Here is a 12,909-nt window from a genome sequence, read left to right on the forward strand (position 1 = left end):
TGCTACAATATGCGGCGTCAGGCTTGTCCATCATGTGGGGTTGGTCGGTTGCTTCTGGGAATCCATCATATTGCAATCATCTGCAGTGACTACGAGCTGTCGAAGCAGTTCTACAAGGATAAACTCGATTTCGTCATCGTCGACGAGAATTGCCGCGCCGAAAAGCAATCTTGGAAGTGCGACTTGCGCCATGGTCCTGTCCAGATCGAATTGTTCAGTTTTCCAATGGCACCCAGCCGGCCGACCAGGCCAGAGGCATGCGGACTACGACACGTAGCATTCTCGGTGGACTCAGTAGAGGCGACAGCCCGGTTGCTTCGGGCACGGGGCGTCGAAGTTGAGCCTATCCGCATAGACCCTCACACGGGGCGTTCGTTCACTTTCGTGGCAGACCCCGACGGTCTCCCCATTGAGTTCTACGAGGATCGAGTTTGACAGTCGAAGGATTGCCACGAGAAGGGTGTGAAGCTGCCGGCATCTAGAGCAATTCCAGGAAAGTGTGAGCGGTTTTCCGTCCGGAATTGCGGAAAAACAAGGAGATAGGGTGTTTTCGCAGTTTCCGTGAAACAGTGAAACGCTCTAGCTGACGGTGGGAAAAGCGAAGTCGCGCCGGTCGTTCGCACCCCGTTAGATGGTTTCAAGCCGACTGAACCGAACCGGGATGAGTTTCCGCGTCTCGAGTTGCCCAACAGCATCCTTGTCGATGATAGTCAGAAACTGTACTTCTTCAGACGCCAAAGGCAGAACAAGGCGTCCCCCTGGCTTGAGCTGATTCAGCAAAGCCGGCGGCGTCCGCTCAGCCGCCACGCTAACGAGGATCTTGTCGTATGGGGCGTGCTCGGGCCAGCCGCGAGACCCGTCTCCGACACGAATGGCGACATTCGAGAAGCCAAGGCTCTGCAGTAGAGCTTCGGCAAGGCTGGCAAATTCCTCGATGATTTCGACGCTCCAAACCTGTCCTGCGAGTTCCGCCAGGATCGCGGATTGATAGCCCAGGCCAGTCCCGATCTCGAGCACTGCCTCGTGCGGTTGGGGAGCAAGGAGATCGGTCATCAGAGCGACGATGAAGGGCTGCGAGACGGTCTTATCGAAGCCGATCGGCAGCGGCATGTCCTGATAGGCATAAGGCGCGAGCGCAGCTGGCACGAAGAGATGTCGCGGGATCCGCTGCATCGATGCCATCACCCGCTCATCGAGCGTTGCCTTACCGAGTTCTTCGCTTGCAAGGTCGGCATGGATCGCAATCATCTCGACCATTTGCCTGCGCAGAACCGCAAGGTGCTCTTCGTTCATCGGTTTCATGACGGCAAGCCTTCCTCGACCAGATGCTGCCAGATAGCTTTATATCCTGTTCGTCTTGTCACAGTAACCGACAAGGCCGATGCGCTGGGCATTGCCCATTTTGATGCGTACGGACTGGTTTCGCCAGACCTACATCAAAGCTGCTACCCCACGCGATTCTCGCTGACGCACCGGCGCAACCTGAAGGCCAAGCATCCTGGATGCCAGCGCTGAAAGCTGCGAGGCCTGCCGGCGACCTTGCGGGCTCGCGATCTGCGTGCGTCTGGTATCACGCAAGGCACGGCGTCGGGGCGCCAGGCTGGACGATACCAGCACCGGGACCAAGACGACAGAGAACTATGATCGCGCCATGTTGAAAGCCGCCGATCGCTCCGCCGAGGCTCGGCTCAAGCGCCGCGAACAGAGCGGTAGCGGCAGCGGTAACGCGCGGTAACGGATTAAGAAATTGGCAAGGAATTTCAAAAGGCTGGCCGCCCATCAATTTAACGCGCCTTTAAACCGCCGCATCTACTCTGCAACCCGAGCGCCATCGGCACCGGGGACAGACAAGCACAGCGCATGGCGAACCGCAGAGACAGTCGCATCGAACCGAGCTTCGAGGGCTCGCCGCGGGCGAAATCCTCCGACGGCTTTTCGGTCAGCGAGGAGGATCGCGTCGTGCCGGCAAATCGCAAATCCGCAGCGAAACGGAAGTCCGCCAAGGCGAAATCGCGCAACCGCGGCCGCGATCGCAACCGGCGCGGGCTGTTTCCGGTCTTCGGCCGCCTGCTCTACTGGTGCTTCGTGCTCTGCATCTGGGGCGGCATCGCGGCGGTCGGCATCGTCGTCTATTACGGCGCCAAGATGCCGGCGGCGACCACGTGGTCGATCCCCGACCGGGCGCCCAACATCAAGATCGTCTCTGTCGACGGGCAGCTCATCGCCAACAGAGGCATGTCGGGCGGCGAGGCCGTCGGCCTGCATGAAATGTCACCCTATATCCCCGAAGCCGTCGTCGCCATCGAGGACCGCCGCTTCTATTCGCATTTCGGCATCGACCCGATCGGGCTATCGCGCGCCATGGTCACCAACGTCCTCGGCGGCCATTTCTCGCAGGGCGGCTCGACGCTGACGCAGCAGCTGGCCAAGAACCTGTTCCTGACGCCGGACCGCACGCTGGAGCGCAAGGTGCAGGAGGTGCTCCTGGCGCTCTGGCTGGAGCACAAGCACAGCAAGGATCAGATCCTCGAAATGTACCTCAACCGGGTCTATTTCGGTTCCGGCGCCTACGGCGTGGAAGCCGCCTCGCGGCGTTATTTCGGCAAGAGCGCGCGCGATGTATCGCTGTCGGAGGCAGCCCTTCTCGCCGGCCTGTTGAAGGCGCCGTCCAGGCTCTCGCCGGCGCGCGATCCGAAAGCGGCGGAAGAGCGGGCGCAGCTCGTGCTCGCCGCCATGCGCGAGGAAGGCAAGATCGGCGACAAGGAATACAAGATGGCGCTGAGCGCGCCGGCGACGCGCGCGCCCTCCTACTGGACCGGCTCGGAGAACTATGTCGCCGACACGGTGATGGAAGAACTGCCCGACCTGATCGGCGACGTGCGCGGCGACATCGTCATCGACACCACAGTCGACCTCACGTTGCAGAAGCTCGCCGAGCAGTCGATCCGCCGGCTGGTCGACGAGAGCGGCAAGAAGCTCAACGTCACGCAAGGGGCGCTGGTGTCGATCGACGATTCCGGCGCCGTGCGCGCCATGGTCGGCGGCTACGACTATTCGACCAGCCAGTTCGACCGCGCCTCGGAAGCGCGGCGCCAGCCGGGCTCGGCCTTCAAGCCTTTCGTCTACATGGCGGCGCTGGAAGCCGGCCGCACGCCGGACAGCGTGCGCAACGACGCGCCGATCAAGATTGGCAAATGGACACCCGACAATTACGGCGGCAAATATTATGGCAAGGTGACGCTGGCGACCGCGCTGGCCAAGTCGCTCAATTCGGTGGCGGCGCAGCTCACCATGGAAGTCGGCCCCGACGCGGTGGTCGAGGCGGCGCACCGCATGGGCATCCAGTCCGACCTGCAGTCGAACACCTCGATCGCGCTCGGCACGTCGGAAGTGACGCCGCTGGAGCTGACCGCCGCCTATGTGCCTTTCGCCAATGGCGGCTATAAGCCCGACATCCATTTCATCCAGCGCATCACCACGGCCGGCGGCAAGGTGCTCTACGAGAACAATGGCGGCGGTGCGCCGCGCGTCCTCAAGGCTGATATCGTCGGCATGATGAATTCGATGATGACCGGCACGGTCGAGGTGGGCACCGCCAAGAAGGCGGCCTTCGACTGGCCATCGGCCGGCAAGACCGGCACCAGCCAGAATTCGCGCGACGCCTGGTTCGTCGGCTACACCGCCAACCTCACCACCGGCGTGTGGTTCGGCAATGACGACGGCAGCCCGATGAAGAAGGTGACCGGCGGCGCCTTGCCGGCGCAGGCCTGGCACGAATTCATGGTCGCGGCGCATGAGGGCGTGCCGGTGAGGCCGCTGCCCGGCACGTGGAAGTCGACGCCGTCCGATACGATCGTGCCGGACGAGATACCGTCTGCGGATAACGCGCAGCCGGCGCCGGTGCCGCCAGCAGCCGTTGGCCAGTCTTCCACGCCCGTCGCCCGGGTGCCCGCCCGCCAGGCGCGCCCGGCCCAGACGGTCGATGCCGACGGCTTCGACATGCCGAGCGACGGCGGCACCACCGCGTCGGTCGGGCATCCGGTGCCGCCCGGCGACGTCGGCGGCCCGAAGAAACGGCGGCAGACCTCGATCCTCGACATCCTTGGCGGTGGCTGAAGCCTGATCCCGCTTTTTCGGGATCAGGGTCCAGCCGGCAACTCGCCTCTCGCAATGGCAAGCGCCTTCGGCTACATGTCCGGCCGGAGATCAAGCCATGGCCGAGACCGACACCAGAAAAACCATTGTGCTGACCGGCGCCAGCCGCGGCATCGGCCATGCGACGGTGAAGCGCTTTTCACGCGAGGGCTGGCGCGTCATCACCTGCTCGCGACAGGCCTTCGCAGAGGATTGTCCGTGGCCGGCCGGCCCGGAGGACCACATCAAGGTCGATCTCGCCGACCAGGAGGATGTCGGCATCGCCGTCTCGGAAATCCGCCACCGGCTGGAGGCGCATGGCGGGCAGCTCAATGCGCTGGTCAACAATGCCGGCATCTCGCCGAAGCTCAAGGACGGCGGCCGGATGAACTCGATCGAGACGCCGATGCATGTCTGGCGCGACGTGTTCCAGGTCAATTTCTTCGCGCCGATCATGCTGGCGCGCGGCCTGTTCAAGGAGCTTGCCGCGGCCAAGGGTTCGATCGTCAACGTCACCTCGATCGCCGGCACCAGGGTGCATCCGTTCGCCGGCACGGCCTATGCGACATCGAAAGCGGCGCTGGGCTCGCTGACGCGCGAGATGGCGCATGACTTCGGCCCGCACGGCATCCGCGTCAACGCGATCGCGCCAGGCGAGATCGACACGGCGATCCTGTCGCCAGGCACCGACAAGATCGTCGAGACGATCCCGCTCAGGCGCCTCGGCGCCACCTCGGAAGTCGCCGACATCATCTTCTTCCTGTGTACGGGCCAGGCGTCCTACGTGACCGGCTCGGAAATCCACATCAACGGCGGCCAGCACGTCTAATTCCAAGCCGAGGACCGCTCATCCGGTCATGGTGAGAACGGCCTTGCCGCTGATGCTGCGCTGTCGCAATGCGTCGAGTGCCTGGCCGATCTCTGTCCACGGTGTAGTCAAAGCCACGCGGGTTTCCAGCCGGCCGGCCGCGACTAACCCAAGCAGCCAAGCGATGTCGGCGCCGATGGCTGAGCCGGACGTATAGTAGGCAAAGGTCTGAAGCCGCGCCCCCTCGTGGCCCGGAACGAACTGGCGGAACCCGACCGGCGTCAGCTCGCCGCTGCTCGAACCGAACATGACGATGGTGCCGCCAGGCGCGACGCGTTCGATCGCGTGCGCGAGGCTTTGCCCGCCGATCGACTCGGTGATCAGCGAGAACGGCCCCTCGGCCTGTTCGATCGTACCGACAACCCGATCGGCGCCCAGCCCACGCAGATCCTCGTCGTGCCGCGAGGCGGCGACCGCGGTCACCGACGCGCGCTGCTCACGGGCGACCTGGATCTGGAAACGACCGACCGCGCCGCTTGCACCGGTGATCAGGACCCGCTGGCCGGCCAGGTCGCCGCCATGGCGCAACGTCCTCAGCGCCGTCGTGCCCGAGACCGGAAGCGTGGCTGCGGACGCGAAGCTGACCTCATCCGGCAGGATGGCGAGACGATCGGTCGGAACGGCGGCACGTTCGGCCCAGCCGGCCTGGTCGACCAAAGCCGCGACGCGCGTGCCCGCGGCCGGGCCTGAGCCGTCGGCGGCTGCCCGCTCGACAATCCCGGCGACATCCTGGCCGGGGATCCAGCCATCCGGGCGGATGCCGAGCAGGCGCAACTCGCCACGATTCAACGATGTTGCATGAACTGCCACCAATGCTTCATCCGGACAAAGCTGTGGCTCATCGATTTCGGTGAGGTTCAGCCTGTTGGGACTGTCGGAGGAAATAGCGAGCGCGAGCATGGGCCACCTTTGAGATTGGCGGTTGGGGTCGCGATCGATCGCGACGATGACGGCTCGAGCCTATCGACTTTCGTGGTTGAGGAATCTAGATATAAGCTCAAATAATCGCTAAAAGAAGTCAGTATGAGACAGCTTCTTCGCTGGCCCTGGCTGGATTTCGACGTCGACGATGTGCTCGCCCCGGCGATCGCCGTGCGCGTCGACGTGACCGAGACCAAGGCGGAGGTGCCGGACCACTGGCACCGCAAGGGACAGCTCGTCTTCGCGCTCGGCGGAGGCGTCACCTGCCGCGTTCCGGGTGGCCTATGGATGGTGCCGCCGCATTGCGGCGTGTGGATTCCCGGCAGCATGGAGCACAGCAATATCGCGACCGCCAATGCGCGGATCTTCTTCGTCTATATCGAGCCGGGCGCGGCCGAGCTGCCGGAACGGTGCTGCACGCTTTCGATCTCGCCGCTGCTGCGCGAGCTCATCATCGAAATGTCGGACTGCGCGCCGGACGACGCACGATGCGGCTTCCTGGGAAAGATCCTGCTCGCCGAGCTGCCGTGCATGCCTGTGCAGCAATTGCATCTGCCGGTCTCGGCCGAGCCGCGCCTGCGGCGGATCGCCGAAGCGTTGGCCGAGGATCCGGCCGATCGCAGCACGCTCTCGGAATGGGCGAACCGCCTGGCGCTCAGCGAGAGCAGCCTGGCGCGCCTTGTCGTGAAGGAGACCGGGCTGACTTTCGGGCGATGGCGCCAGCAGCTGCATCTGATCGTAGCACTTCGGGAACTGTCCTCCGGCGCCAGCGTGCAGCGGGTCTCCGGCGATCTCGGCTATGAATCCGTCACGGCCTTCATCACCATGTTCAAGAAGGCTCTGGGCAAGCCGCCGGCAAAATATCTCAGCGATATCGCGCAACACGGCGGTTCCGCATTTATCGCTTGATCGCCCGGCCCGCGCGCGGACGGGCACATCAGGCAGGCTGCGGCTTGATCTCGACAGCGGCCTCGCTCAACCGAGCGGGCGCCATGCCGGTTGGCGGCTGAAAAGACGTCCGCATTGGCGGCACTGCCGGCCACCGTTTCGACGCCATCCTCCTTGAGCTTGGCCAGCGTCTTGTCGGCGTCTTCGATGACCAGGAAGGGCAGGGCGGCCTCCTTCAGCGCTGCCCCGACGAGGCTGCCGACGCGGCCGTAGCCGATCAGGATAGAATGGCCCGTCTGCGACGTGCGCGGCGGCGGACCGTCCTCTTTCGCCGGCGCCGCCACCGAAGCCACCCGGCCAGGCTCGGTCGAATGGCGTTCGATAGCCTCTCGCTGCCTGGCTCAAGCCGCTTGGAGAAGTTTCTCGATCTCGAAGATGGTGTGGTTGGTCAGCGTCTTCGGTATCTGCGCCTTCACCTTGTCGCAGACTTCCTTGTGCAGCTTCTGCCGCATCTCGCCGAGCACCTGCGGCGGCGCGATCAGCACGACTTCGTCGAAGTCGCCCCGATGCGCAAGCTTGTAAAGCCGCTCGGCGATATCGTCGGCAAAACGTTCCTTGCCGAGGCGATGCCAGTCGGTCTCCTCGATGGCGCTGCGGGGCCCTTCAGCGTAGCGGCCTGGCTTGTCGGTGCCTTGCTCCCGGGTGGCCGGGTTTTCCTGTTCCATTTCCTGCACGACCTGCAGGTTCGGATATCTCGTATCGCCCTGGTTGCGGAGGAAAAGCGCCTTTTCGCCGTCGGCCACGATGACCCAAAGATCGTGTTTCAGCCTGATGCTCATAACGCTCCTCCTTTTCAGCTTCCGGCCTGTCGACGGAGCTTCAAAATGCGATCTGTCGGCAGGGATGTGATTGCTAGCCAAACGTGCCGCCGAGCGTGATTGTTCCCGTCGGCGACGACTGCTCGATCATCTTTTGCGGGGCATCACCCGCCGCCTGGCGAGAGCACGGCTTTAATCTACTAACTTAGTAGAAATTAGAAAAAACTGTTTTGCCGCGCTGCGTGGGCGACGCTAAAAATTACGCTGCATCAATGGGTGCCGGCGGGGTGTCTGGCCACCTCAGGCCACGGCGTAGAATTTTTTTCTCCTGCCTTTCGCGGTTGCGAAAAAGCGATTGCCTGCCATCGAGGGATGCGCGAGTGCTTGCCTTCTGGTTTTTGCCGCGCCCGCATAAAACTGCCAGACTGTTCTCGTATCGCTTATCGCCATGTCGCAAGCCAACGCCAAGCTCAATGCCTTTCCCGTCTTCATGCGGGTCGACGGCGAAGCCGTGGCCATCGTCGGCAACGGCGAGGAGGCGCTGGCCAAGGCCAGGCTGCTTGCGCAGTCGAGCGCGGCGCTGCGCGTCATCGCCGAGGACGCCGATCCCGAACTTCTGAGTTTCATCGCCACCGCCGGCGCCGTCCATGTCGATGCCGCCTATGATGCCGCACAGATCGAAGGCGCAGCCATGGTGTTTGCCGCCAGCGGCGACGAGGCGCTCGACCGCCGCGTCGCCGAGGACGCGCGCAGGCTGGGCATCCCGGTCAACGCCGTGGACCGGCCGGAACTCTGCGATTTCTTCACGCCGGCGCTGGTCAACCGCGCGCCGGTCGCCATCGCCATCGGCACGGAGGGCGCCGGCCCGGTGCTCGCGCAACTGCTGCGCGCCCGCATCGATCGCTTGCTGTCGCCTTCGCTCGGCCGGCTGGCCGCCCTGGCGGCGTCGTTCCGCACTGCTGCCGAGCACCTGCCGAAGGGCAATCGCCGCCGCCGCTTCTGGAGCGATTTCTTCGCCGGCGCTCCGGCCAAGGCGGTTGAAGCCGGGGAATTCGACAAAGCGCGGGAGGCCGCGCTCGACCTTCTGGCTTCTGATGCGCCGGCGGCGGGCCATATCGCGCTGGTCGGCGCCGGTCCGGGCGCGGAAGACCTGTTGACGCTGCGCGCCCACCGCCTGCTGATGGAGGCGGACGCGATCGTCTACGACGCGCTGGTGCCGGAGGCGATCGTCGCCATGGGCCGCCGCGACGCCGAGCGGCTGCCCGTCGGCAAGCGCAAGGGCTGCCATTCCAAGAGCCAGGAAGAGATCAACGCGCTGCTCATCGAGCTTGGCCGCGCCGGCAAGCGCGTGGTGCGGCTGAAGTCGGGCGATCCGCTGGTGTTCGGCCGGGCCGGCGAGGAGATGGCAGCGCTTCGCGATGCCGGGGTCGCCTATGAGGTGGTTCCGGGCGTCACCGCCGCCTTCGCCGCCGCCGCCGATTTCGAATTGCCGCTGACGCTGCGCGGGGTCTCGTCGTCGATGGTGTTCACCACCGGCCACGACCTCAAGGGCAACTCGCTGCCCGACTGGGCAAAGCTCGCCATCTCGGGCGCCACCGTTGCCGTCTATATGGGCCGCTCGGTCGCTGCCGAAGTCGCCGGCCGCCTGATCGAGGCCGGGCTGTCGCCCGACACCGCCGTCGCCGTCGTCGAGAATGCAAGCCTCGGCAATCGCCGCCGCTTCCACGGCACGCTGGCCGACCTGCCGTCGCTGGAGGAGCGCGCCGATCTCACCGGTCCGGTCATGACCATCATCGGCGACGCGGTCGCCGGCGCTAATTTCGAACGATCCGAGCCGCTCGCGGCACACAGGCTAGAAGAAACGGCCAGGATCACGGCCGAAGGAGTCCAGCAATGAAGGTTGTGACCGCGAACAGGCTCTCCGACGGCATTGCCGTCTGGTATGCCGATGGCGGCTGGGCGGAGACCGTCGGTCATGCCGACATCGCCCATGACAAGGCGGCGGAGGACCGGCTCGAAGCCATCGGCGCCGCAGCTGCAGCCAACAATGAGGTGGTAGACGTCAACCTGATCGACGTGACCGTGATCGACGGCCTCGTCGAGCCGGTGCGGCTGCGCGAGAAGATCCGCGCCGCGGGTCCCACCATCCGCACCGACATCGGCAAGCAGGCGAGCCCGGCAGCGGCCCGGGCGGCATAAGTTTCAAGGAAAAGCGGGCGGACGCGCCCTGAAAGACGAAGCATGTACCGTTACGACGAGTTCGACCACGATTTCGTAGAGGCCCGTGTCGCGGAGTTCAGCGACCAGGTGCAGCGCCGGCTTGCCGGCGAGATCACCGAGGATCAGTTCCGGCCGCTCCGGCTGATGAACGGCGTCTATCTGCAATTGCACGCCTATATGCTGCGCATCGCGGTGCCCTACGGCACGCTGAACAGCCGGCAATTGCGCATGCTCGGTCACATCGCCCGCAAATACGACAAGGGCTACGGCCATTTCACCACGCGCCAGAACATCCAGTTCAACTGGCCGGCGCTGTCCGATATTCCGGCGATCCTCGCCGATCTGGCGAGCGTCGAGATGCACGCCATCCAGACCAGTGGCAACTGCATCCGCAACGTCACCGCGGACCATTTCGCCGGGGCCGCCGCCGACGAGGTGGCCGATCCGCGTCCCTATGCGGAAATCCTGCGCCAATGGTCGTCGGTGCATCCGGAATTCTCGTTCCTGCCGCGCAAGTTCAAGATCGCGGTGACGGGCGCGGAGCGCGATCGCGCCGCCATCCAGACGCATGACATCGGCCTGCATCTGAAGAAGAATGCGGCCGGCGAGCTCGGTTTTGCCGTCTATGTCGGCGGCGGCCAGGGCCGCACGCCGATGGTGGCGAAGAAGATCCGCGACTTCCTGCCGGAAGCCGATCTATTGTCCTACTGCACGGCGATCCTGCGCGTTTACAACCTCTATGGCCGCCGCGACAACAAGTACAAGGCACGCATCAAGATCCTGGTCCACGAGACCGGCGTGGAGGAGATCACCCGCCAGATCGAGACCGAATGGCAGGAGCTGAAGGACGCCGAGCTGAAGCTGCCGGAAGCCGACATCCAGGCCATCAATGACTACTTCGCGCCGCCGGCTCTGCCCGACCGGCCGGAAGGCGACGATCTCGTGAAGCAGGCGCGGCTCGACTCCAAGAGTTTTTCGGAGTGGCTCGACCAGAATGTCGTGACCCATCGCCATCCCGATTATGCGGCGGTGACGATCTCGCTCAAGGGCATTGGCGAGGTGCCGGGCGATGCCACCGACAGCCAGATGGAGGCGGTCGCCGACATCGCCGAAAAATACGCCTTCGACGAGTTGCGCGTCAGCCACGAGCAGAACCTGATCCTGCCGCACGTTGCCCGCGCCGACCTGAAGACGGTCTATGACGCGCTGGTCGAGATCGGCCTGGCCACGGCCAATTCCAACCTGATCAGCGACATCATCTCGTGCCCGGGCCTCGACTATTGCGCGCTGGCCACGGCGCGTTCCATTCCGGTGGCGCAGGAAATCTCGCGCCGCTTCGCCTCGCTGGAGCGGCAGCGCGAGATCGGCGAGCTGAAGCTGAAGATCTCCGGCTGCATCAACGCCTGCGGCCACCACCATGTCGGCCATATCGGCATTCTGGGCGTCGAGAAGAAGGGCACCGAGCTCTACCAGGTGACGCTCGGCGGGTCGGCCGACGAGAACACCTCCGTCGGAGAGATTATCGGCCGCGGCTTCGCCTCGGAAGAGATCACCGATGCCATCGAGCAGATCGTCGATACCTACCTCGGCCTTCGGCTCAGTCCCGATGAACGTTTTATCGACGCCTACCGCCGTGTCGGTCCCGCGCCGTTCAAGGAGGCGCTCTATGCTGGCGAAACCAAGGCCGCTTGACCATATCGTGGACGCCGAGGCCGGCGTTGCCGCGGAAGCGGCGGGGCTCGACGCGCTGCTCGGACATCTGAAGCCGATCGAGATCATCGAACGGTCGGCGCGCGAATTCCGTGGCGCGATCGCCGCCGTGTCGTCCTTCGGCGCGGATTCGGCGGTGCTCCTGCACATGATTTCGGAGATCGACCGCACCTTGCCGGTGATCTTCCTCGATACCGGCAAGCATTTCGAGGAAACGCTCGGCTACCGCGATGCGCTGGTGGCCGATTTCGGCCTGACCGATGTCCGCGTGATCAAGCCGGACGAGGCCGCGCTCGAACGCGTCGATCCGACCGGCAATCTGAACGAGACCGATACCGATTCCTGCTGCAATGTGCGCAAGGTCGAGCCGCTGGCGCGCGGCGTCGAGCCGTTCCGCGCCTGGTTCACCGGGCGCAAGCGCTTCCAGGCCTCGACCCGGGCGGCGCTGCCGGCCTTCGAAGCCGTCGGCTCGCGCATCCGCATCAATCCGCTGGCGCACTGGACGACGTCGGACCAGGCCGACTACATGCGCGCGCACGCGCTGCGCGAAAATCCGCTGGTCGCCTATGGCTATCTCTCGATCGGCTGCTTCCCCTGCACGCAGCCGGTGCAGCCCGGCGAGGACGCGCGCAGCGGCCGCTGGGCGGGGCACGCCAAGACCGAGTGCGGCATTCACCTCTCCGGCCTGGAGAAGTCGCTGACCGACGCTTCACTTTAGGGTATATCGCTATTCGCGTGATGTCGGCCCCCAAGTCACGGCTGCTGGCCGTCCGCCGGCTCGCTTGGGACTCTTTGGACTTTAGGATTTTTGATGACTGAATCGACGACACCCGGGACCCGCCTCTGGACCCCGAAGGGTTTTCGCGAGGACGAATGGACCCATGCCGAAAGCGCCGAGGCGCTTGCGGGCAATGGCCGCTTCATCCTGCCGCTGCAGGTCTTCCTCGGGCTCGATGACGAGACCCGCAAGTCGGCCAAGGAGCGCATTGGCGTGCTCCTGCTGCCTGGCGACGAGCTCGACAAGATCGTCGGCCTGCTCGACCAGCTGTCGCTGGTGGCGCTCGCCTTTCCGGCGTTCAATGACGGCCGCTCCTTCTCCAAGGGCGAGCTGCTGCGCGCGCGGCATCACTTCAAGGGCGCGGTCCGCGCGACGGGCCAGGTGCTGGTCGACCAGCTGCCGCATATGCTGCGGCTTGGCTTCGACGAATTCGAGGTCTCCAATCCGGTGCTGTTGAAGCGGCTGGAGGAAGGGCGCACCGGCGGCCTGCCGGTCTATTACCAGCCGGCCGCGGAGCCGGAAGCCAAGGGCCCGAAATATTCCTGGCGGCGCAAGCGCCCCGGCTGACGCAG

Annotated in this window: 12 protein-coding genes and 1 pseudogene; 9 read left to right on the forward strand and 4 right to left on the reverse strand. The window is 64.7% G+C overall.

What is annotated here, in order from left to right:
- The first annotated feature begins 9 nt into the window (after positions 1 to 9).
- Positions 10 to 435, forward strand: coding sequence for a VOC family protein (locus EJ067_RS23465; RefSeq protein ID WP_126089718.1), 426 nt, complete (start codon positions 10 to 12; stop codon positions 433 to 435).
- A gap of 192 nt (positions 436 to 627) precedes the next feature.
- On the opposite strand, the gene EJ067_RS23470 is transcribed toward EJ067_RS23465, so the two are convergent.
- On the reverse strand, positions 628 to 1,302 hold the full coding sequence (locus EJ067_RS23470) for a protein-L-isoaspartate(D-aspartate) O-methyltransferase (RefSeq protein ID WP_126087590.1): 675 nt from the start codon (positions 1,300 to 1,302) through the stop codon (positions 628 to 630).
- A gap of 558 nt (positions 1,303 to 1,860) precedes the next feature.
- Here EJ067_RS23470 and EJ067_RS23480 point away from each other — a divergent pair.
- Together EJ067_RS23480 and EJ067_RS23485 are read left to right on the forward strand one after the other, a co-directional pair.
- Entirely contained in the window at positions 1,861 to 4,116 is a 2,256-nt protein-coding gene (locus tag EJ067_RS23480; protein WP_126087591.1) for a transglycosylase domain-containing protein, read from the forward strand.
- A 97-nt stretch (positions 4,117 to 4,213) separates the two neighbouring features.
- Positions 4,214 to 4,963, forward strand: a complete 750-nt coding sequence (locus tag EJ067_RS23485; RefSeq protein WP_126087592.1) for an SDR family oxidoreductase — start codon at positions 4,214 to 4,216, stop codon at positions 4,961 to 4,963.
- An 18-nt stretch (positions 4,964 to 4,981) separates the two neighbouring features.
- Here EJ067_RS23485 and EJ067_RS23490 read toward each other — a convergent pair whose 3' ends face one another.
- Positions 4,982 to 5,902 carry a zinc-binding dehydrogenase gene (locus tag EJ067_RS23490; protein WP_126087593.1) on the reverse strand — a complete coding sequence of 307 codons (921 nt, stop codon included), beginning with the start codon at positions 5,900 to 5,902 and terminating at the stop codon, positions 4,982 to 4,984.
- A gap of 123 nt (positions 5,903 to 6,025) precedes the next feature.
- On the opposite strand from EJ067_RS23490, the gene EJ067_RS23495 reads away from it, so the two are divergent.
- The gene (locus EJ067_RS23495) at positions 6,026 to 6,832 is read left to right on the forward strand and encodes a helix-turn-helix transcriptional regulator (RefSeq protein ID WP_126087594.1); all 807 of its coding nucleotides are present in this window, start codon (positions 6,026 to 6,028) and stop codon (positions 6,830 to 6,832) included.
- Positions 6,833 to 6,906: 74 nt separating this feature from the next.
- Here the strand turns inward: EJ067_RS23495 and EJ067_RS23500 are convergent.
- Together EJ067_RS23500 and EJ067_RS23505 are read right to left on the reverse strand one after the other, a co-directional pair.
- A pseudogene (locus EJ067_RS23500) lies at positions 6,907 to 7,182 on the reverse strand (NAD-binding protein); the annotation flags it as partial.
- Positions 7,183 to 7,212: 30 nt separating this feature from the next.
- Positions 7,213 to 7,650, reverse strand: coding sequence for a host attachment family protein (locus tag EJ067_RS23505; RefSeq protein ID WP_126087595.1), 438 nt, complete (start codon positions 7,648 to 7,650; stop codon positions 7,213 to 7,215).
- A gap of 427 nt (positions 7,651 to 8,077) precedes the next feature.
- On the opposite strand from EJ067_RS23505, the gene cysG reads away from it, so the two are divergent.
- From cysG to EJ067_RS23530, 5 genes are all read left to right on the forward strand, one after another.
- Positions 8,078 to 9,526: a siroheme synthase CysG gene (gene cysG / locus EJ067_RS23510; protein WP_126087596.1), complete on the forward strand. Its 1,449-nt coding sequence runs from the start codon at positions 8,078 to 8,080 to the stop codon at positions 9,524 to 9,526.
- The gene (locus tag EJ067_RS23515) at positions 9,523 to 9,828 is read left to right on the forward strand and encodes a DUF2849 domain-containing protein (RefSeq protein WP_126087597.1); all 306 of its coding nucleotides are present in this window, start codon (positions 9,523 to 9,525) and stop codon (positions 9,826 to 9,828) included. The genes cysG and EJ067_RS23515 overlap by 4 nt, the downstream gene beginning before the upstream one ends.
- 42 nt (positions 9,829 to 9,870) lie before the next feature.
- Entirely contained in the window at positions 9,871 to 11,541 is a 1,671-nt protein-coding gene (locus EJ067_RS23520; protein WP_126087598.1) for a nitrite/sulfite reductase, read from the forward strand.
- Positions 11,516 to 12,277, forward strand: coding sequence for a phosphoadenylyl-sulfate reductase (locus EJ067_RS23525; RefSeq protein WP_126087599.1), 762 nt, complete (start codon positions 11,516 to 11,518; stop codon positions 12,275 to 12,277). The genes EJ067_RS23520 and EJ067_RS23525 overlap by 26 nt, the downstream gene beginning before the upstream one ends.
- Positions 12,278 to 12,370: 93 nt before the next feature.
- Entirely contained in the window at positions 12,371 to 12,904 is a 534-nt protein-coding gene (locus EJ067_RS23530; RefSeq protein WP_126087600.1) for a DUF934 domain-containing protein, read from the forward strand.
- Positions 12,905 to 12,909 lie beyond the last annotated feature (5 nt).

It is taken from the genome of Mesorhizobium sp. M1D.F.Ca.ET.043.01.1.1 (assembly GCF_003952385.1).
GTDB lineage: Bacteria > Pseudomonadota > Alphaproteobacteria > Rhizobiales > Rhizobiaceae > Mesorhizobium.